Source organism: Halomonas sp. 111, from assembly GCF_052379685.1.
Classification (GTDB): Bacteria; Pseudomonadota; Gammaproteobacteria; order Pseudomonadales; family Halomonadaceae; genus Vreelandella; species Vreelandella citrativorans.
Map to the genome: position 1 here is coordinate 21,564 of NZ_JBQSYV010000027.1, position 20,488 is coordinate 42,051.

The 20,488-nt window shown below is 54.0% G+C and carries 17 protein-coding genes; 4 read left to right on the top strand and 13 right to left on the bottom strand.

Going from position 1 to position 20,488, the window contains the following annotated elements:
* Positions 1 to 6 precede the first annotated feature (6 nt).
* Both ACT3T7_RS16880 and ACT3T7_RS16885 read right to left on the bottom strand, forming a co-directional pair.
* Positions 7 to 459, bottom strand: coding sequence for a tripartite tricarboxylate transporter TctB family protein (locus tag ACT3T7_RS16880; RefSeq protein WP_444631663.1), 453 nt, complete (start codon positions 457 to 459; stop codon positions 7 to 9).
* A 51-nt stretch (positions 460 to 510) separates the two neighbouring features.
* Entirely contained in the window at positions 511 to 1,527 is a 1,017-nt protein-coding gene (locus ACT3T7_RS16885; RefSeq protein ID WP_444631664.1) for a Bug family tripartite tricarboxylate transporter substrate binding protein, read from the bottom strand.
* A gap of 244 nt (positions 1,528 to 1,771) precedes the next feature.
* Here ACT3T7_RS16885 and ACT3T7_RS16890 point away from each other — a divergent pair, with 244 nt between their 5' ends.
* Entirely contained in the window at positions 1,772 to 2,185 is a 414-nt protein-coding gene (locus tag ACT3T7_RS16890; protein ID WP_172117457.1) for a hypothetical protein, read from the top strand.
* Between the two features lie 204 nt (positions 2,186 to 2,389).
* Entirely contained in the window at positions 2,390 to 4,438 is a 2,049-nt protein-coding gene (betT, locus tag ACT3T7_RS16895; protein WP_172117456.1) for a choline BCCT transporter BetT, read from the top strand.
* 206 nt (positions 4,439 to 4,644) lie between these two features.
* Here the strand turns inward: betT and exaC are convergent, their stop codons facing one another.
* The 11 genes from exaC to puuE all read right to left on the bottom strand — a co-directional run bounded on the left by exaC (position 4,645) and on the right by puuE (position 18,358).
* Positions 4,645 to 6,165 (bottom strand): acetaldehyde dehydrogenase ExaC, encoded by a 1,521-nt coding sequence (gene exaC, locus ACT3T7_RS16900; RefSeq protein ID WP_172117455.1) that lies wholly within the window; start codon positions 6,163 to 6,165, stop codon positions 4,645 to 4,647.
* Positions 6,166 to 6,259: 94 nt separating this feature from the next.
* Positions 6,260 to 8,509, bottom strand: coding sequence for an ATP-binding protein (locus tag ACT3T7_RS16905; RefSeq protein WP_444631665.1), 2,250 nt, complete (start codon positions 8,507 to 8,509; stop codon positions 6,260 to 6,262).
* Positions 8,499 to 9,011 carry a molybdopterin-dependent oxidoreductase gene (locus tag ACT3T7_RS16910; protein ID WP_444631666.1) on the bottom strand — a complete coding sequence of 171 codons (513 nt, stop codon included), beginning with the start codon at positions 9,009 to 9,011 and terminating at the stop codon, positions 8,499 to 8,501. Before ACT3T7_RS16910 ends, ACT3T7_RS16905 begins: the two co-directional genes overlap by 11 nt.
* Positions 9,012 to 9,259: 248 nt before the next feature.
* Positions 9,260 to 9,688, bottom strand: coding sequence for a universal stress protein (locus ACT3T7_RS16915; protein WP_087111921.1), 429 nt, complete (start codon positions 9,686 to 9,688; stop codon positions 9,260 to 9,262).
* A gap of 10 nt (positions 9,689 to 9,698) precedes the next feature.
* Positions 9,699 to 12,302, bottom strand: a complete 2,604-nt coding sequence (locus ACT3T7_RS16920) for a TRAP transporter permease (RefSeq protein WP_444631667.1) — start codon at positions 12,300 to 12,302, stop codon at positions 9,699 to 9,701.
* A gap of 132 nt (positions 12,303 to 12,434) precedes the next feature.
* Complete coding sequence (locus ACT3T7_RS16925) at positions 12,435 to 13,415, bottom strand: TAXI family TRAP transporter solute-binding subunit (RefSeq protein ID WP_193054408.1); 981 nt, start codon at positions 13,413 to 13,415, stop codon at positions 12,435 to 12,437.
* Between the two features lie 522 nt (positions 13,416 to 13,937).
* The gene (locus tag ACT3T7_RS16930) at positions 13,938 to 14,474 is read right to left on the bottom strand and encodes a DUF192 domain-containing protein (protein ID WP_441677191.1); all 537 of its coding nucleotides are present in this window, start codon (positions 14,472 to 14,474) and stop codon (positions 13,938 to 13,940) included.
* 13 nt (positions 14,475 to 14,487) lie between these two features.
* Positions 14,488 to 15,957 (bottom strand): pyruvate kinase, encoded by a 1,470-nt coding sequence (gene pyk, locus ACT3T7_RS16935; RefSeq protein ID WP_193054406.1) that lies wholly within the window; start codon positions 15,955 to 15,957, stop codon positions 14,488 to 14,490.
* A gap of 84 nt (positions 15,958 to 16,041) precedes the next feature.
* Positions 16,042 to 16,533, bottom strand: coding sequence for an ureidoglycolate lyase (locus tag ACT3T7_RS16940; protein ID WP_444631668.1), 492 nt, complete (start codon positions 16,531 to 16,533; stop codon positions 16,042 to 16,044).
* 44 nt (positions 16,534 to 16,577) lie between these two features.
* Positions 16,578 to 17,408: a bifunctional allantoicase/(S)-ureidoglycine aminohydrolase gene (locus ACT3T7_RS16945; RefSeq protein ID WP_444621527.1), complete on the bottom strand. Its 831-nt coding sequence runs from the start codon at positions 17,406 to 17,408 to the stop codon at positions 16,578 to 16,580.
* A gap of 11 nt (positions 17,409 to 17,419) precedes the next feature.
* Positions 17,420 to 18,358 carry an allantoinase PuuE gene (puuE, locus tag ACT3T7_RS16950; protein ID WP_172117446.1) on the bottom strand — a complete coding sequence of 313 codons (939 nt, stop codon included), beginning with the start codon at positions 18,356 to 18,358 and terminating at the stop codon, positions 17,420 to 17,422.
* 271 nt (positions 18,359 to 18,629) lie between these two features.
* Here puuE and ACT3T7_RS16955 point away from each other — a divergent pair, with 271 nt between their 5' ends.
* Positions 18,630 to 19,382 (top strand): aspartate/glutamate racemase family protein, encoded by a 753-nt coding sequence (locus ACT3T7_RS16955; protein WP_193054403.1) that lies wholly within the window; start codon positions 18,630 to 18,632, stop codon positions 19,380 to 19,382.
* Between the two features lie 143 nt (positions 19,383 to 19,525).
* Positions 19,526 to 20,488, top strand: a 963-nt coding sequence (locus tag ACT3T7_RS16960; protein ID WP_444631669.1) for an NCS1 family transporter, incomplete at its 3' end; no start/stop codon positions are given.

Consider the following 20,488-nt stretch of genomic DNA (forward strand, 5'->3'; position numbering starts at 1 on the left):
GCCTCCTTAACTGGGTAGCAGTAGCAGCGTCATGGGATAGGGCAGCATCTGGGAGAAGAAGAACGCCACGGCGAACCCGAACGCTGCGCTAAAGCCCACCACCGCTAACCAGTTACGCTCACCTTTGAGGATCAAAAAGAGCGCGATGAACAGCACGGTCGCCACATCAAAACCGAGCGTTTCAAGCGATAACACATAGGCACCAAACAGAACTACGACGGGCAGCGTTTGATGTAACGGTTCCTCGTCGGCAGCGATGCTGAATAGCGTCCCTTGCTTTAGGCGTAGCGCCAGCTCAATGGCAATAATCGACAGGACAATGACTGAAAGCGGCAGTATCAGGAGCAAATTCTGGGGTTGTGCCGAGACGCTGATCGCATCCAGCAAATACCACAACGTAAAGGAAGCCAGACCGATGAGAACTAAAAAGTCCCCATAGTCACGTTTCTGTGCAGACATGGTTCAACTCCAGGCTGGCCACATGAAAGTTGACCAGCCATGACAGGAAGATCAGTTAAGCAGGTGGGCGTATTTTTCAAATACAGCGTAGTTTTCGCGCATCAGCTCGTTGGCACGCTCAGGTCCAATCCAGACACCGCCCATTTCATTACGCTCAAGGTGTTCTTGAACATCCTTACGGGCCAGCGCGCTCTGGATAGCTGAAGCGAATGCTTCAAAGCGCTCAGGATGCTGACGCTCAACTTCGCTAGTGACCGCAAAACCACGCATCGAGCCCTGCAGTACCGGAACTTCTACGTCCATCGATGCCAGCGCTTCGTTGATCGTGGGGGCATCCCACTGGTCGATGCGCTCGTCACTCACGATGGCAAGCGGCGTCAAGAACTCACGAATTCCCTCACTACCCTGTGCACTGATAGAAACGAAATCCACCTGACCACCAGCCACCGCTGAGCGGGCTTCACCACCGCTGTTGTACGTCACGAGGTTAAGGTTTTCTTGAGGAATACCAGCTTCTTCCAGCAGCAAACGGATCATCAGGTGACCGGCTGAGCCTTGAACCACCGCGCCACGCACCTGGCCGCGCTCTTCGCGAATCGCTTCCAGCAACGAAGGAAGATCTTCGTATCCGCTATCTTTATTGGCGGCGATCAGATCCAGGTCGAACCACTGAAAGTTGATATACGAAAAATCATCAACACTAAAGTTGGCACCACCGGTCAGAATCGAGTTGGCTAGGTAAGGAGCAAAGGTTGAGGCATAGGTGGTGTATCCATCGTCCGGCATGTTCAGCACGTAGTTGGATGCGACCTGAGTTCCTGCGCCTGGACGGTTAGTCACTTGCACTGGCACGCCAATCTCTTCAGCGATATAGCCTGACATAATACGCGCCAAACGGTCAGCACTACCGCCGGTACCAAAGCCGACGACCATATTGACCGGGCGCTCAGGATAATCATCTGCCGCAGCGGTAGGCATGATTAACGCGAGTGACGCGGCAACAACCGTGGCACCAGCGAGTAGTGATTTCATATTGAAGCTAAACGGAGCACAGATTTTCTTGGGCATAGCGAGTTCTCTTTTTTATAGAATTATAAAGTCTTCAAACAGGCTACTGCCTGCGGAGGACAAAGCTATCCCACAAACCTTTCACCAACCTTGCATGACGCAAAAAGCCAACTAAAGTCTAACCATATAACTGCTATACGTCAGATATTCCCCCCTGCATCATCACCGTTATTGCACACTCCGTGCATACGGTTTGCACTCCCCCGCTCGATACTGACATTGTCAACTTACCAGGAGGTACGTTATGAAAATGTCATTACGCCAAGTGTTTGCCCCGGCTCTGCTGGCTATCGCGCTAACCCCACTTGCTGTGGTTGCACAGGCAGACCAGCATGAAGGTCGTCATTCAGGCGCTGACCGCGAAACCTTCTCGCAGCGCATGGAAGAGCGCCGCCATGAAGTGTACGACCGCGCCGGTTTGAACGAGGAACAGCAAACGGCCCTCAACGAGCTAAACGCAGAGCACTTCCAAGCCATGCAGGCGTTGCGTAAAGAGCACCAGGATAAAGTTGCGGATATTCTTTCCGAAGAGGAGCGCGAGTCTTTAAAGAACGCCATGAAAGAAATGCGTGACGAGCACCACAGGGATGGTAGAGGCCACGGTAGACACGGCCCGCGCGATCAGCATGAAGACGCTGCGGAAACCGCTAGCGAGTAAGCGCTTTTTTACTGTTAAGTCTTCTCAAGACGCCCGGCTTTTGCCGGGCGTTTTTGTATGCGCGCCTTGCCAAAACCTCACCGACCATTCCCTATCCCTATAAAACTGATTTGTAGTAAGCGCTTAAACAGCGTATTTTATATTGAACGTTCATTCAAAATAAATTTTAGCCACCTTTAGTCTCGACCACAGGAGTACACCTGCATGGCAAAAGACAACTTCGCCCTCCCCTCTCGCGACCGTCTCAATCCTGTGGTTTTCCACGGCAGTATGGCCGGTATATTGATATTTCTTGTGCTCACTCTGCTGTTCACGGAACAGGCTGGTGAATTTTTTAATGCAGCGCTTGCCTGGGTAAGTGCCACTTTTGGCTGGTACTACATGCTGGCGATTGTGGCCTATCTGGTCTTTGTCGTGGTGATTGGTATGTCGCGGTTTGGCAGCATTCGCTTGGGCCCCGATCATTCGCGGCCTGAGTTTTCATTGCTTTCCTGGTCGGCGATGTTGTTCGCTGCAGGTATCGGCATTGATTTGCTGTTTTTCAGCGTGGCTGAACCGATTTCTCACTACCTGGCACCGCCCGACCTGACACCCGAAAGCCAGGCCGCGATGCGTAACGCCGTCGTTCAAACCTATCTGCACTGGGGGCTCTCCGGCTGGGGGCTGTACGTGTTGATGGGTATGGCGCTGGCCTACTTCAGCTATCGCCACCGTTTGCCGCTAGCCATTCGCAGCGCGCTCTACCCGCTTCTGGGCAAGCGTATTTATGGGCCTATCGGTAACGCGGTGGATATCACGGCGGTGGTTTCTACCGTATTTGGTATTGCCACCAGCCTCGGCATTGGGGTCATTCAGCTTAACTACGGGCTGGCCTACATGTTCGATGTACCGGAAACGATTACGGTACAAATTCTTTTGATTGTACTGGTGGTCATACTGGCAACCATTTCCGTAGTTACCGGGGTCGAAAAGGGTATCCGCCGCTTATCCGAGTTCAATATGCTGCTGGCACTCTGCCTGATGCTGTTCATACTGTTTTCAGGCGACACGCTGACACTACTCGATAAGGTAGTTAACAACGCCGGTGACTATCTTTCCGGCTTTGTGGCGGCAAGCTTTGACACGCACGCCTTTACCGATGATGGCGCCCAGGAGTGGAAGATGGGCTGGACGATTTTCTTCTGGGGTTGGTGGATCGCCTGGACACCGTTTGTGGGTCTTTTCTTGGCACGTATTTCTCGTGGTCGCACCATTCGCCAGTTTGTCGCCGGTGCGCTGTTTATACCGCTTGCCTTCATCATGGTATGGATGTCGGTATTGGGTAATAGCGGTATTGAGCTGGTCGCCAACCAGGGCGTGGCAGCACTCGGCGAGCAGGCGCTTAATACACCGCAAACCACGATTTACACCCTACTTGAGTACTATCCTTACGCAGCCATCACGGCAGCGGTTGTCACAATCCTGGGCGTTGTGTTCTTTATTACCTCCGCTGACTCCGGCGCGCTGGTGCTGGCTAACTTTACGTCTATCTTAAGTGACGTTAACCACGATGCGCCCATCAAGCTGCGCATTTTCTGGTCGGCCGTGATTGGCTTGATCACCATTGCTCTACTGATGGCTGGTGGGCTTAACGCTCTGCAAAGCGCAGTAGTGATTACCGCGCTCCCCTTCTCGGTGGTAATTTTTGCGGTCATGGTGGGGATGTACAAGGCGCTAAAACTTGAAGGCAACAAGGCCGATGCACGCCGCGCCATTACCGGCAGCGCCCCAGGCGGCGATTGGAAGGAGCGCTTGGATCGCGCCCTGGACACGTCCAACCGAGCTGGCGCTGCTGCAACCATCAAGCACTCGATTCGCCCAGCCATGACCCAGTTTGCCCAAGAGCTTGAAAGCCGTGGCCAGCCCGCCAATGTGAGTGAAGAGCAGTTGGAAGGTGAGCCGCTCCCCAGGCTAACGCTGCAGGTGGATTTTGGTGATGCCACCAGCTTTGTCTATCAGGTGTGTCCACACCGGATGCGCACACCGAGCTTTATTGAAGCCGACGATGACTTCTATGTGCGTCTGGATGTCTATCTGGCTGAAGGCGGGCTGGATAAAGACCTGAACGGTTATACCCGTGGCCAAGCGATTGGCGACCTGGTAGGCGAGTACGAGCGCCACCTGCACTTTTTGACCCTAGCAGGCCAGGAACGTGGCACCGTACAACCCATGCCTGGCAGCATCGGCGAACCGCCGGAGAATGCTCAGCTGTAACCGTGATCGCATTTACCCAAAAGACGAATCCCGGCCTATGTGCCGGGATTTTTGTGCCTAATCGTTCGAACCTCGCGCCTCAAGGCTGAGAATCAACGGCAGAGAGGGTGTAACCCATGAGTCGTCGCAAGCGGGTTGTTAATTAGAGCATCAGAGGGGCAGATAATACCGCTCGGCACCATGCCGAGCGGGGGAGCGGGCGCGGATTAGAAAAAACCGAGCGGATTGATGTCGTAACTGACCAGCAGGTTCTTGGTTTGCTGATAGTGCTCAAGCGCCACCTTGTGGGTTTCACGGCCAACGCCGGACTTCTTGTAGCCACCAAATGCCGCATGGGCGGGATATTGGTGATAGCAGTTGGTCCATACGCGACCAGCCTGAATGCCCCGCCCCATGCGAAAGGCGACGTTAATATCCCGGCTCCATACACCTGCCCCCAAGCCAAACTCGGTGTCGTTGGCGATCGCCAGCGCTTCTTCTTCATCCTTAAAGGTGGTGACCGCCACCACCGGGCCAAAGATCTCCTCCTGGAAGACGCGCATCTTGTTGTCGCCTTTCAGTAGCGTCGGCTGGATGTAGTAACCCTTGTCGTAGCTGGGGTCGAAGCTTTCTTTATCTCCACCGGTCAGAAATTCAGCGCCTTCCTCACGGGCGATATCCATGTACGACATGATCTTGTCGTACTGCTCTTGAGAGGCTTGAGCGCCTACTTGCACGTCGGTATCCAAGGGGTTGCCGCGCTTAATAGTCTTGGTGCGCTCAAGCACCTTGACCATAAATTCTTCGTACATGCTCTCTTGAATCAGTGCACGTGAGGGGCAGGTGCACACTTCGCCCTGGTTAAAGAAGGCCAGCACCAGGCCCTCTACCGCTTTATCGATAAACGTCGGCTCGGCGTTCATGATATCGGCAAAATAGATATTGGGTGATTTACCGCCCAGCTCCACGGTGGAAGGAATAATGTTTTCAGCGGCGCACTTAAGAATATGTGACCCTACCGGCGTGGAACCGGTAAAGGCGATTTTGGCGATACGTTTGCTACTGGCCAGTGCCTGGCCGGCTTCTGCACCGAAGCCATTGACGATGTTAACCACACCCGGCGGCAGCAAGTCACCAATCAACCCCATCAGCACCAGCACAGACGCGGGCGTTTGTTCGGCGGGTTTAAGTACTACGCAATTACCGGCGGCAAGCGCGGGGGCCAACTTCCAAACAGCCATTAAAATCGGGAAGTTCCAGGGGATGATCTGCCCCACCACGCCCAGCGGCTCATGAAAATGATAAGACACGGTGTTGGCGTCAATATCGGCAGCAGAGCCTTCCTGCGCCCGAATGCAGCCCGCAAAGTAACGGAAGTGATCAACCGCCAAAGGAATATCAGCATTCAGGGTTTCACGCACGGCCTTGCCGTTATCCCAGGTTTCTGCCACGGCCAGCTTTTCAATGTTCTGTTCAATGCGATCAGCAATTTTTAGCAGGGTATTGCTACGCTCAGCGGCAGAGGTTTTCCCCCAAGCAGGTGCAGCCTTATGGGCGGCATCCAGGGCTTTATCGATATCGTCAGCAGTAGAGCGCGGAATTTCGCAGAAGACCTGACCATTCACAGGGCTAATGTTATCGAAATACTGCCCATTAACGGGCGGAACAAACTCACCACCGATGTAATTACCATAGCGTTTTTCAAACGAGACGACGGACCCATTATCACCCGGATTGGCATAAATCATGAGAAGGCTCCTGAGGATTATGATTATTAAACGTGCCCTAACAGTATTGTTTATTATTGCCAATGACGATATAGCTTGATGCCGGAATTAGCCCTTATCCCTTGGTAGAAGATTGCTTCTGCCGCCAACGTTTGAGTGCGCTGTGGGTTCGTGCAGCGGTGTGGCGCACTACACCAAGTGATTCATCAAGCTGGCTTTTTGTATTTCCCTCCTCACGAGCTAACACTTCAAGGCTTTTGGCCTTCTCCGCCAGCGCCTCTGCGCCCATACTCAGCGACTCCCCACGAAGCTGATGTGCCAACCTGGCTATCTGCTGCCGAGCCTGTTCGCTAAAAGACGCTTCCGGCGTGGCAAGGTATGCGCTCAGTTGGGACACGTAGTCGCTGATCTGCTGATGATACAAAGCAACCAGGTTTATCAAGTGCTCATCGCCCAGACTCTCCTGAAGCATGGTGAGCGTGTCAGCATTCAGTACATTGTGCTCAAACGTATCGCCCTGCACCTGTGTCGGCAGCGTTGTCTTACGGGCTAGCGACGGTGATAAATGCAGAGCAAGCACGTCACCAAGCGCCAGAAGCGAAAGCGGCTTGGTAATGTAGTCGTTCATTCCGGCAGCCAGGCAGCGCTGGCGGTCATTGCCTCCCGCGGTCATGGCAATAATGGGCACGTCTGCCAACCAGCCTCCTTGCTCGCGCAGGTGCCGCGTCACCATCAAGCCATCCATATCGGGCAGCTGTATATCCATAAAGATTAAGTGCACCGGCAAGGACGCCGCCATGTCTAGCGCATCCTGCCCATTCTCGGCACACACGACCTCGCACCCCAAGCGTGACAAAAGCCCGGTCGCGACTTTGCGATTAATGGCGTTATCCTCCACTAACAGCAGTGATGTACCCGCAAAGTTTCTCGTCTGCTCATTAGGAAGCACTGCCTCGATGGGCATCGCTTTTACCAGCGGCAGTTTGCACCAAAATGTACTTCCCTGCCCCAGCCTACTCTGCACACCCAACTGCCCGCTCATGGCTTCACTTAAGCGCTTACAGATAGCAAGCCCAAGACCAGTCCCCCCGTAGCGGCGAGCGACCGATGCCCCCGCTTGCTGAAAAGGTTCGAATAACATCGTTTGCTGCTCTTCACTAATCCCGCACCCCGTGTCGCTAACTTCCAGTAGCAGGTGCTCCACCGTTGAAGAGACCCGAACAGTGATCGCTCCGTGATCGGTAAACTTGGTCGCGTTCGCCACAAGGTTAAGCAAAATCTGCCTTAGACGACCCGCATCAGCCATCACCCAACGCGGTACCAGCGGGTCGATATGGATGCTTAACGCCACCCCTTTGGCCCTCGAACGCGGTTCAAATAGCGCTACCACGCTATCAACCAAGGGCCTTAATTCAGTAGGTGACGCTTCAAGTGTTAAATGGCCTGCTTCAATTTTGGAGAAATCGAGAATCTCGTTGATCATGGCCAACAGCTGGTTGGCGCTCTCATGAATCGTGCGCGCGTAATCTTCTACCTGGGCCGAGCTTGCTGGCTCACTGAGCAGCTCGCTCATGCCGATCACGCCATTAAGCGGGGTACGAATCTCGTGACTGACCATGGCCAGGAAGTCGGACTTGGCATGATTAGCAGCCTGCGCCTGCTCGGCGGTCACTTCCAATTGTTGGCTTAGTTGCTCCTGTCGGCGCCGGGCTGTCGCACTTTCACGCATTTCTCGGATCAGGAACGCAATGACCAACAGCACGGCCAGGCTCATACCGACCAGCAGCGTCATTAATAATTTATAGAGCGTGCTTAACACACGGCGCTCTTCAGTGGCAGACTCCGCCAGGTAACCATTGATGGTGATGACAAACCGCTCGGTTAGCTGGGTGAGTGCTTCAAGCTCTGCTTCAATTAAAACAATGGGCAGTTGATCCAGCACCTCATGAGGTGCAAACAAAAGGTCCAGCGGTTCCATCTGCTGGCCTATTTGCGTTAGCAACTGCCCCGCCCCTTCAATGTCAGTAATCAGTGAGTTGACTTCCCCTTCTTGAAGCAACATAAGACGGCTATACAAAAGTTCAAAACGCATATTCAGCTCGTTTTGTACCACCGGGGACATCTCTGCACGGGATGCTGAAAGCAAGTGGTTAAGCAGCTGTACTGCATCACGATCGAGTTTATAGGCGACCCATGAGGTATCTTCGCGCAGACTTTGTGTGAGGTTGTCCTGCCGCCAAGAGGCCAGAGCAGCGACTACCAACGCCGATGCAAACAGCAGCACGGTAATAATGGCCACCAGTTTAAGGCGGCGAGGGTAACGCAGCAGGCGGGGCGAGCGCACGTTGGCTCGGTTAAAGAACATCTATACGCCTAACCTGCCAAACAGCTCTAAAGCGCACTTTTTCACTTAACAGCGTCTCGTCCTGATCAAACGGATAAAGCACCCAAAGAGGCCCAAACTCGCGAATAGGGATGTGCTGGTTATTTCGTTTAAGTGCCAGAATGACGTCGTAATCATAAAAATCCTTGATCGGTATTTCAGCCACATAGCCGTTAAGGGCCGATACCTCTATCGCATCACCCTTGGCACCTACGTGCTCAAGCACATCACGTAACAACGGGCCTGAATATTGACTGACGCCACTTGTCCAGGGCGTACTCGTTTCAAACGCGTGCTGTGGCAGCCCCTCTAACATGTCAATATCAAAGTCGGCACCCGCTTCGGTATTCACATTTACAATATTGCCTCTTACTTCCAGCAAAACGGCACCATCTGGTGCTTCCAAGGGGGTGGACACATCGGCAAATCCAGCCAAGGGAGACCCTAGCACCAGCAGAACCCACCCCAGTAATAATGTTCTCACGATGACATCCTCATATAACTTTGCTCTATAGTTTTCTATTCAACTTTCGATGCAGACACCCGTAGAGTATCGCGATCTGCTTGCCCAGGTCAGGAAAAAAAGCGACTTTTTATATTAATTACAGTTAGATACACCTACACAACCACTTAAAGACTACTATTTTACTAAACATTACCGTGGGGTTATAAAAAAACTCCAGCTCATATGAGCCGGAGTTTTCATAGTGCCTGACACCTTTTAAAAAGTGCCTAGCGAACGATCATGACGGACACCTTTGAATGATGAACAACATGCTCAGCATTCGGGCCCAGTACATAGTCGACAAACTTATGCCGAGTATGAGAAGCCATCACGATCAGGTCCACGTCCAGCTTTTTACCCACCTTAATGATGGCCTCCCAGGGGGAGCCATCGACAATAATGCTTTGGGTTTTAACATCCTGCGGAATATTGTCCTGAATAAACGTATGCTGCGCCTCTTTCATGGCCTCATGCGCTTTTGCAGAAAAATTCTTGGGGAAGTAAGCCCCTACCATCGGCATTTTGAGTTCTGGCAGCACAGTGACAATGTGCAACGACGCACCGAAGGTCTGGCAAAGCGTTACCGCCGTGGGCAACGCTTTCTTCCAGGAACCCTCTTCATTCAAGTCCACGGGCAGTAATATTTTTTGGTACATGACAACCTCCCTAGGCCACTGCCGCGCCATCATGATCAGACTTTTTACTACGCCGGCGACGCTGCATGAGCACAACAAAACCAAATATTGCCAACGCCGGTAGCCACATCCACTCTTTCGTCCAGCGGTCTACAGGGGCCAGTACTTCGATAATCTCCTGGTCGAAGTCAAACCCCAGGTCGGCGGCCTGGCTGCCGAAGGCGACGAAATCGACTAGCGTTTGATCACCGTCTACATACAGTTCCATACCGAGGTTTTCCAGGCGTTCCTGGCCCGTTTCACCGCGGGGCACCGGGACCAGTACGTAGGTCGTCATTGGCGAGCCAAAAGCATCTTCACCAGCGATTTGTACCCGCAGGTTACTGCCATCCTCGACACGCTCAAGGGCATCAGCAAACTGGGCAGGCGGCACTGACGCATACGGGTCATGTATCTTGTCCATCCAGAAGCCTGGGCGGAAGAGCGTGAAAGCGACCAATAGCAGCAGCAGCGACTCATACCAGCGATTGCGCGTCAGCATGTAGCCTTGCGTGCCTGCGGCGAAAATCAGCATCGCCACGGTGGCCACAATAAACACCACCACGCCCTGCATCGGGGTAACATCAATGAGCAGCAGGTCCGTATTAAAGATAAACAGAAACGGAAGCGCTGCCGTACGCAGGCTGTAGTAGAACGCCTGGAAGCCTGTCCGAATCGGGTCCCCTCCGGACACAGCAGCAGCCGCAAAAGAGGCCAGCCCCACGGGCGGCGTAACATCCGCCATAATGCCGAAATAGAACACGAACAGGTGGACAGCGATCAGCGGCACAATCAGGCCATTTTGCTGACCCAGCATCACAATCACCGGCGCCATCAAGGCCGAAACCACAATATAGTTAGCGGTCGTGGGCAAGCCCATGCCTAGAATCAAGCTCAGCAAGGCGGTTAAAAACAAAATCATCATCAGGTTACCGCCTGACAGGATTTCAACCACATCTGCAAGCACAAGGCCCACACCGGTTTGCGACACCGCACCCACCACGATACCCGCTGTGGCCGTCGCGATACCGATACCGATCATGTTACGCGCGCCAGTCACCAGGCCGTCCCACAGGTCTAAAAAGCCCTCTTTGATATCGGCGGCCATTTTGCTGCGCCCACGGAAGACGGCAATAATGGGACGCTGCGTCACCATAATAAAGATCATGAACACCGTGGCCCAAAAAGCGGAAAGCCCAGGCGAGAGCCGCTCGACCATCAAACACCAAACCAGCACAACAACCGGCAAGATATAGTGCAAACCGACCATTACGGTGGGTCGTGTCTGCGGCAGTTTAATAACCTTGGCGTTAGGGTCATCCATTTCCAGCTCAGGATAGTGAGACCCGATTTTCAAAAGCCCTACATAAATAATCGCCAGGCCGATTGAAATGACCCACGGCGTTGCCTCACCCAGCAAGGGCTTGAGCCACCCAAGGCCGTAATAGACCACCACCGACAGCCCCATTAACAGCAGCAGGCCGGTTAAAAATCCTATGATTTTGTTGAGTAATGGACGGGCTGGGTTATTGGAAGGCAGCCCTTGCATATTGGCTTTAAGGGCTTCCAGGTGAACGATATAAATCAGCGCAATATAGGAAATAATCGCAGGCAGGAAGGCATGTTTAATAACGTCCACGTACGGGATGCCGACATACTCAACCATCAAAAACGCAGCCGCGCCCATTACCGGCGGCATGATTTGCCCATTCACCGATGAGGAGACTTCAATGGCACCGGCTTTCTCAGCGCTAAACCCCACCCGTTTCATCATGGGAATAGTGAAGGTGCCCGTTGTTACCGTATTGGCAATCGAGGAGCCGGAAATTAGCCCGGTCATGCCTGATGCCACAACGGCCGCTTTTGCAGGGCCGCCTTTAAGATGGCCTAACATCGAGAATGCGACTTTTATAAAATAGTTACCGGCACCGGCCTTATCGAGCAACGCACCAAACAACACAAACAGAAAGACAAAGCTGGTAGATACACCTAGCGCGATACCAAAGACGCCCTGGGTACCCAACCACTGGTGGTTGATCAACCCTCCCAGGCTGACGCCTCGGTGGGCAAGAATGCCCGGCATGTACGGGCCAAACAGGGAGTAGCCAATAAATATCGCGGCAACCACCATCAGGGGTGGGCCAAGCGCACGCCGAGTAGCTTCCAGCAGCATGATAATGCCGACGATGCCCACCACGATGTCCTGCGTGATAGGGCGCCCGGGGCGCTGCGCCAACTCTGAATAGAAAAGAAACAGATACCCACCGCAAAAGGCCGCTACCGCTGCAAACATCCAGTCTTGTAGCGGAATACGGTCGCGCGGTGAGCGCTTTAACGCAGGATAGGCCATATAGGCCAAAAACAGCGCAAACGCCAAGTGAATAGAGCGTGCTTCAGTGGCACTAAAAACACCGAAGCCGATCATATAAGGGAGTGGAGATGCAATCCATAGCTGGAACAGCGACCACGCTGCTGCAATACTTACCAGCAACTTACCGGGTACGCCGTGAGGCTTCCTTGCCCCTGTGTCACTGGCGGCGACCATATCCTCCAGGTCGCTCTCAGTGGCGTTAGAGGGTTGTTTGTCATCACGCATACGCTTGCCCTGCCTAATGGTCAGCGCTGACAATCAGCGCTTTCAACAAGAAGCGCGGACACCCGAGGTGCCCGCGCTTAAACTTCAAAAGCAATCACTATTGATCCTGGCTAATAGCGTCACACTAGGATCTTATTCGATCCAGCCACGCTCGCGGTAGTAACGTGCAGCGCCATCGTGCAGCGGTGCAGTTAGACCGTCAGAAATCATGTCTTCTTCGTTAAGGTTTTCGAACGCCGGGTGCAGGCGCTTGAAGCGATCAAAGTTATCGAATACCGCTTTAACCGTTTCGTAAATAACCTCTTCATCCACGTCAGTCGATGAAACGAAAGTGGCTGCTACACCGAAGGTTTCAACGTCTTCGTCGTTACCACGGTACAGACCACCGGGGATCACAGAACGCGTGTAGTAAGGATACTCTTCGATCAGCGTATCGATTTCATCACCAGTGACCGATACCAGGTTCGCATCAATCGTGGTGGTGGCTTCCTGGATGGAGCCATTCGGGTGGCCTACCACATAGACCATCGCATCGATGTTGTTATCAGACAGAGCTGAAGCCTGTTCCGCCGCATCCAACTGAGATGCCAGCGCGAACGTATCTTCGTCCCAACCAAACGCTTCCATGACGACATCCATGGTGTTGCGCTGGCCAGAGCCTGGGTTACCGATGTTAACGCGCTTACCCGGGAAGTCGCTGATATTGTCGATACCCGCATCCGCACGCGCGACAACGGTAAGAGGTTCACCATGCATGGTGAATACCGCACGCATGTCACCCCAGGGGCCTTCTTCTTCAAAGTTGGCTTCGCCGTTGTAAGCACGGTATTGAACGTCAGACTGGACAACGCCCATATCCAACTCACCGCTTTTCATGCCATTCACGTTGGCAACAGAGCCGCCTGTAGAAGGCGCATTACAGCGAATACTGTGCTCTTCGCTGCCACGGTTAACCATACGGCAGACCGACTGGCCTACGACGTAGTAAACACCGGTCTGGCCGCCTGTGCCGATTGTAATATAGCGCTCTTGAGCAACAGCGGGGGCAGCAAACGTAGCTGCTGCGATCAACGCGCCAGAAAAAGTGGCGGTAGAAAACACATGGCGATTCATGGATACACCTCTATCTTGATGTTGTGAGCGTTATGCGTTTTGGAACCACCGATGATCTGTTCCCTCGGGTGATTTTTCGTCCAAAACGTTTTCAAGACAAACTGTTATAGTTCGACATCCTGAAGTGCCGACCTTAACTACTTTAGCGAAAAAACCGCTAATTAGCGAAGCCAATACGTGGCTTCAAGGATACGAGCGGCGCCTATTGAAACACGACTCTAACGCTGCGTAACGTTTAGTCACCGTTAATTGCTATGCCTCTTTTGCATAGGGGGTATGAGATAAGCAACCAAACTTCCCGAAAACCTGCCTGGCCCGTCAAGGGGTTGGTGGCTTAATAAGGTATAGCTCAATAGGCAGGGGTAGCCAAATGCCCCTGGGCGCTAAAGCCCGCACAGAGGCTCCCTGAGGTTCGCTACCTACACGCCGGCAACGACCAGAACCACCCACGCCCTAAGCGTGGTGTGGTTCCTTTTTACCGATTCTTATGGCGATACAAGCGCCGTCGCGCCTTGAAGAGACCTACTGATCGATGGGCTTGCAGAAGCCAGCTTGATCCGGAATCGAAATACAGTCGCCCACTTTAATGCCGCGTTCAGCGAAGTAGCCGCCATTGACCTCAAGGGCCGCCCAAAATGCAGCACCTGCCGGATAGGAGGGACAATTGGCCGGAACACTGGACTCACAGGGAGGCATGGTGTTAATTGCTACGATACGCCCCTCCTGATCGATAAACGCGATATCCAGCACAATGCGCGTGCGGTACATCCAAAAAGTGTTGCCAGCAGGCTGCTCGCTCTCAAAACGGAACAGCATGCCGCGGTTTTCAGGCAGCGATTCACGCTCCATCAACCCTCGCTGACGCTGCGCCGCGCTTTTAGCCACTTCCACTTCCAGCCGGTGTGGGCCTCCGTCATTATGAATAGCCAAGGACAGTAAATCGCTCTCTGGGTCAGCGCCCTCGGCCCAGGCGAGCGCGCCCCAAACCGTACCGGGAAGCAGCGCGACCAAAGGCAAACCTAACGCAGCTTTTAGCATAAGACGACGAGTCGGGTTCATGGAGGCAGGTCCTTTAATCGGTAGGCTGGTCAATCGTCATGACTTTCATCGTATTGGTACCGCCATGAGCATTCATGTGATCACCCCGTGTCAGGATGACATGATCCCCCGGCTCGGCAAGCTTATGTTGCACCAGCAGTTCCAGCGCACGACGATTAAGCTCGGTCGCACTCATTTCTGAGGTATCAAACGGTAGCGACACGACGCCACGATATAGCGCCATACGCCGTTGGGCGATGGGGTTATGGGCAAGGCCGACAATCGGCAAACCAGAACGGATGCGCGAGGCAATCAAGGGGGTATAGCCGGAGGCGGTCATGCAGGCAATCGCGGCCACACCGGTCATATGGTTGGCGGCGTACATCGCAGAAAGGGCAATGGTTTCATCGGGGCGAGTAAAGCCTTCATGAATCCGGTGGCCCGACTCTTGTGCCACCTTTTCACGCTCAGCGCCCAAACAGACACGCGCCATGGCTTCCACGGTTTCCACCGGATAGTCGCCTGCGGCAGTTTCCGCTGAAAGCATCACGGCGTCACTGCTATCCAGCACGGCATTGGCCACATCAAACACTTCAGCGCGGGTAGGCAGCGGCGCCGAGATCATGCTTTCCATCATTTGAGTGGCGGTAATCACCGCACGGTTGAGCGAGCGGGCGCGTTTGATCATGCGCTTTTGCACGCCCACCAGTTTGGCGTCGCCAATCTCAACCCCCAGGTCGCCTCGGGCCACCATCACCGCTTCAGAGGCTTCGATAATGCCGTCAAGCGTTGCCTCATCGGCCACAGCCTCGGCACGCTCAACCTTGGCCACTAGGCCAATCTCCTTGCCCTCTTCACCCAGCAGACGGCGCGCTTCCAGCATGTCTTCGGCATGGCGCGGGAAAGAAATCGCTAGGTAATCAACGCCAATCTCAACGGCGGTTTTTAAATCCTGTTTATCTTTATCCGTTAGCGCCGGGGCAGAAAGCCCACCGCCCTGTTTGTTGATGCCTTTATGATTGGAGAGTTTGCCCCCCACTACCACGTGGGTATGAACCTGCTGGCCTTCTACGCGGGTAACGTCCAGCACCACACGGCCGTCATCCAGCAACAGGCGGTCGCCAGCGCCCACATCCTGAGCAAGGGTTTTGTAGTCGCAGCCCACTTGATGAACGTCGCCTGCATCACTGTCCATCGCCATATCCAGCACAAACGGCTGCCCCTCTTTCAGGGTCACCATGCCCTCTTTAAAGCGGGCAATGCGAATCTTGGGGCCCTGGAGGTCCCCCAGTGCTGCCACACTGCGCCCCAGCTTGGCAGCAATTTCGCGCACCCGTAAAAGACGCTGACGATGATCATCGGGCGTGCCGTGGGAGAAGTTCAAACGTACGACATCTACCCCCGCTTTCAGCATTGCCTCCAAAACGCCCTCACGGTCACTGGCGGGCCCCAGGGTGGCAACAATTTTGGTACGGCGAAGCGGGATATGTGTCTGTGCGTTCATAGTTTTCCTAAACAATCACGGGGTTTGTCATTAGCCTATCAGTATAAGACCACCAGGATGACAACCGTAAGGCGTGTGCACAAGTTATTCGCGTAAATCGACCGTAATTTCGAGCGAATACTCTTCGCAGTTATTACCTTCGCCGCCGCGATCCACCACTAAGAACTCGCCTTCACGCTCAAGCACCGACTGTATCGCATGCCAAGTGCCTGCTCGGTAGTTAACGCCCTGACGGCCGTCGGTAACAAACGCACGCACTGTCTTTGGATCAATCGTCTCGCCTGGCGGTGCGACCACCACAATAAAGCGTTCCTGATGCAGCGGCATAAATGCCTGGCTGCCCAGTGGATGGCGCTCTAAAAAGGTTAATTCAAGCGGTAAGGAAACGGGCTGACTCACAAACAGATTGATCAGCGTATGGGCGTTTTCACCCAGGGTTTGCACCTTCGCTAGGTCGTGATGGCGCTGGGTACGCCCGGCGTTAATGGCAAACGAGGGTGACTCGCGCGCGTCGATGACCTCGCCAAAAGGCACGAAGGCCTCACGCGTCAACGGCTCGGCGGTGAGTGTCAGCATGTTGGCCTCCTCATGGCTTTCTTCATTTCAACGAAAACTTCATTTCAGCGAAAGAGCTTGAGCTTTGCGTGGCGATTGACGTCCTTGTAAAGCAGGTAGCGAAACGGCCCCGGACCGCCGGCATAGCAAGCCTGAGGACAGAAAGCGCGCAACCACATGAAATCCCCCGCTTCCACTTCCACCCACTGCTGGTTCAGGTGATACACCGCCTTGCCTTCCAGCACGTAAAGGCCGTGCTCCATGACGTGGGTTTCATCAAACGGAATCACGCCGCCGGGCTGGAAGTTGACGATGGTGACGTGCATGTCATGGCGCACATCGTTAGGGTCAACAAAACGGGTGGTCGACCAGCGCCCTTCCGTGCAGGGCATCTCGCTGGGCGTGATCGCCTGCTCGTTGGTGACGAAGGCTTCCGGTACATCAAGGCCGTCCACGTACTCGAAGGCCTTGCGAATCCAGTGAAAGCGAACGGCTTCGCGGGATTCATTGCGCACTCGCCACTCCACCCCCGGCGGAATAAACGCATAGCCGCCCGGGGCCATGGCGTGGCGCACGCCGTCCAGACTCAGCGACAGCTCGCCCTCGACCACGAACAGCACACCTTCGGCATCCTCCTCAGGCTCAGGCTTGTCGCTTCCGCCGCCGGGCTGCACTTCCATGATGTACTGGGAGAAGGTCTCGGCGAAGCCGGAGAGCGGTCGCGCCAGCACCCAAGCGCGGGTACCCTGCCAAAACGGCAGGTTACTGGTGACGATATCGCGCATGACGCCTTTCGGGATTAGCGCGTAGGCTTCAGTAAAAACGGCCCGATCCGCCGTTATTTGGGTTTGCGGTGGATGCCCGCCTTGAGGGGCATAGTAAACCGGATTGTTCATTGAATGGCCTTTTATGAGGTAACGGGCGGATGGTGTTTCGCCCAGTGGCGGGCGATATCGACGCGTCGAGCGACCCATACGCGATCATGGGTCTCTATATAGTCTAAAAAGCGCTGTAGGGCGCGGAAACGTCCCGGGCGTCCCAGCAAGCGGCAGTGCATGCCGATAGAGAGCATCTTGGGCGCTTCTTCCCCCTCTTCATACAGCACATCAAAGGCATCGCGCAGATACGTAAAGAAGTGATCCGCCGTATTGAAGCCCTGCGGCGCAGCAAAGCGCATATCGTTGGTGTCCAGCGTATAGGGCACAATCAGATGAGCGTGATCACTCCCCTGGCTGTCGGTAACGGTCGTCCAAAAGGGCAGATCGTCGCCGTAATAGTCACTATCGTAAAGAAAACCGCCTTCATCCATAATCAGCTTACGGGTGTTGGGGCTATCGCGCCCGGTGTACCACCCCGCTGGCTTCTCCCCGTATAAGCGCTGAAATATCTCCACGGCTTTTTGCAGGTGTTCACGCTCAATGTGTTCGGCTACTTCTTGGTAGTGAATCCAGCGGTAGCCGTGACACGCGACCTCATGCCCCAACTCCTTGAATGCCTGGGCGACATCAGGGTTTCGCTCTAGCGCCATCGCCACACCAAATACCGTTAAAGGCAGCCCCCGCCGCTCAAATTCGCGAAGAATACGCCACACGCCTGCCCGAGAGCCGTACTCGTAGATCGACTCCATGCTCAAGTGGCGGTCAGCGTAACTGGCTGCGCCGATGATCTCGGATAAAAACTGCTCAGAGCCATTATCTCCGTGCAGCACGCAGTTCTCCCCACCCTCTTCATAGTTGAGGACAAACTGTACGGCGATTTTGGCCTTGCCTGGCCAGTTGGCATGCGGCGGTGTACGCCCATAGCCTTTTAAGTCACGCGGATAGCAGAGGTCAGTGGTTAGCGTCATCAGCGGGCCCTTCGGTTATCACCAAGCGTATAAATTCAATTAATTGACCATTATTGTATACAAAATAAACATATTAATAGCCCACGGCAATATTCCCAGGAATGGCTGATCAACCCATCGTATCTCTTATAACTTAAAAAGCGCCAAACCTGAGCGTGTAGACGAATCTATTAGCCTTTTTAATGAGAGTAAAGGCCTTGCTCTTGGCGATAAAGCCCCCTATTTTTGTATACAAGATACATCGGATCGTTTACCTACAGGATCGCGTGCTGTGCACATACATATTATTAACCCCAATACGACGGCATCCATGACCCAAGCCATTGGGCAGGCTGCTGAGCTTTACGCTTCTCCGGGGACCCGCATAAGCGCGTCTCAACCTGAATCAGGTCCGGTTTCCATTGAGAGCCATTTTGATGAAGTGGTAAGCGCGGTAGGCGTGGCCGAAGAAGTACTTAAAGGTGAGCAACAAGGCGGTATTGATGCCTATATTGTGGCCTGCTTTGGCGACCCTGGTCTGCTTGCCGCGCGTGAAGTAACCCGTGCCCCGGTGATTGGCATTGCTGAGGCAGCCTTCCATTTAGCCACGCTAATCAGCACGCGCTTCTCCATTGTTACCACCCTGGGGCGTACCGGCATTATTGCCGAGCACCTGCTTGAGCAGTACGGCTTTCGCCACCACTGCCGACGCATTCGAGCCGCTGAAATTCCGGTACTAGACCTTGAGCACCACCCCGATGCGGCGTTTACCCGAATTGTCGAGGAGTGCTGCCGCGCCAGGGACGAAGATGATATCGGCGCCATCGTGCTGGGCTGTGGTGGTATGGCGAACCTCACCCAACAGATTAGCCACGAAGTGGGTATTCCCGTCGTTGAAGGTGTAAGCGCAGCCTTGAAGCTTGCAGAATCCCTGGTCGGCTTGGGACTGCATACCAGCAAACATGGCGACCTTGCTTACCCACGCCCCAAACCCTTTACCGGTAAGTTTGCCGCCCTATCAAACCTTCCATTGCCGCTTAAATAGCACGCTCATCAGAAGGTCAGAAATTCGTTAATCAGTGCATTCGTAAAAGAACCAGAACGTCCAGTAGTACGCCATGCCGCAAGCATCTTTCAGGCTACAACCTGAGAAACCAACAATACTCATAATCTTGCGAGGACGACATCATGAGCATTTCAAATGCTGCTCTTGCGTCAGAAGAACCTTCTACAGCACGCACCAAAGCCCTAGGGGAGGAAAGCCTAGCCCCCCAGGGTACCCGAATTATGGGGCAAGGCTCCTACTTTCTGGCCTGGTTTGGTGGGTGCGTTTCCATCGGCACCTTTGCCATGGGCTCAAGCGTTGTCGGTACGTTAAACCTGCTACAGGCAACGCTTGCCATCGCCATCGGGTGCTTTGTCATCGGCATTGCGCTGGCGATTAACGGTGCAGCGGGCTACAAATACGGCATTCCGTTTATGGTGCAGGCGCGCAGCGCATTTGGGTTTACCGGTACGCGTATTCCCGGCCTGGTTCGCGCGTTGCCTGCCGTGGTGTGGTACGGCTTTCAAAGCTGGATTGGCGCAGGCGCACTCAACATGGTGTCAGCAACCCTGTTCGGCTTTGATAACCTGGTGTTTTACTTTATTACCTTCCAATTCCTGCAAATCGGCCTTTCGGTGATGGGCTTTCAAGGTATCAAGTGGCTGGAAAATATCGGCAGCGCGTTTATTTTGGCCTCGCTGATGTACATGTTTTACGCCACGGTGCAGCGCTATGGCGATGAATTATCCGCCAGCCTGTTCACCATGGAAGGCTCTTGGGGCATGCCATTCTGGGGCGCCACCATACTCTTTTTAGGCATCTACAGCACCATGATGCTTAACGTCAGCGACTACTCGCGTGAGCATAAAAAAGGCACGGCCCAGAGCCTGCTTACCACCATTTACGCCATGTCGATTCTACCCTGTACGCTGTTTATGGGCCTGATCGGCTATATGGTGTCGGAAGCTACGGGCACCGCAGACCCCATTCAGGTGTTTGCCAATGCCGTGGATAACACGCCGCTACTAATGACCACTCTGCTGTTTATCGCCTTTGCCCAGGTCACGACCAATGTACTGAACAACGTGGTGCCGCCTACCTATGTA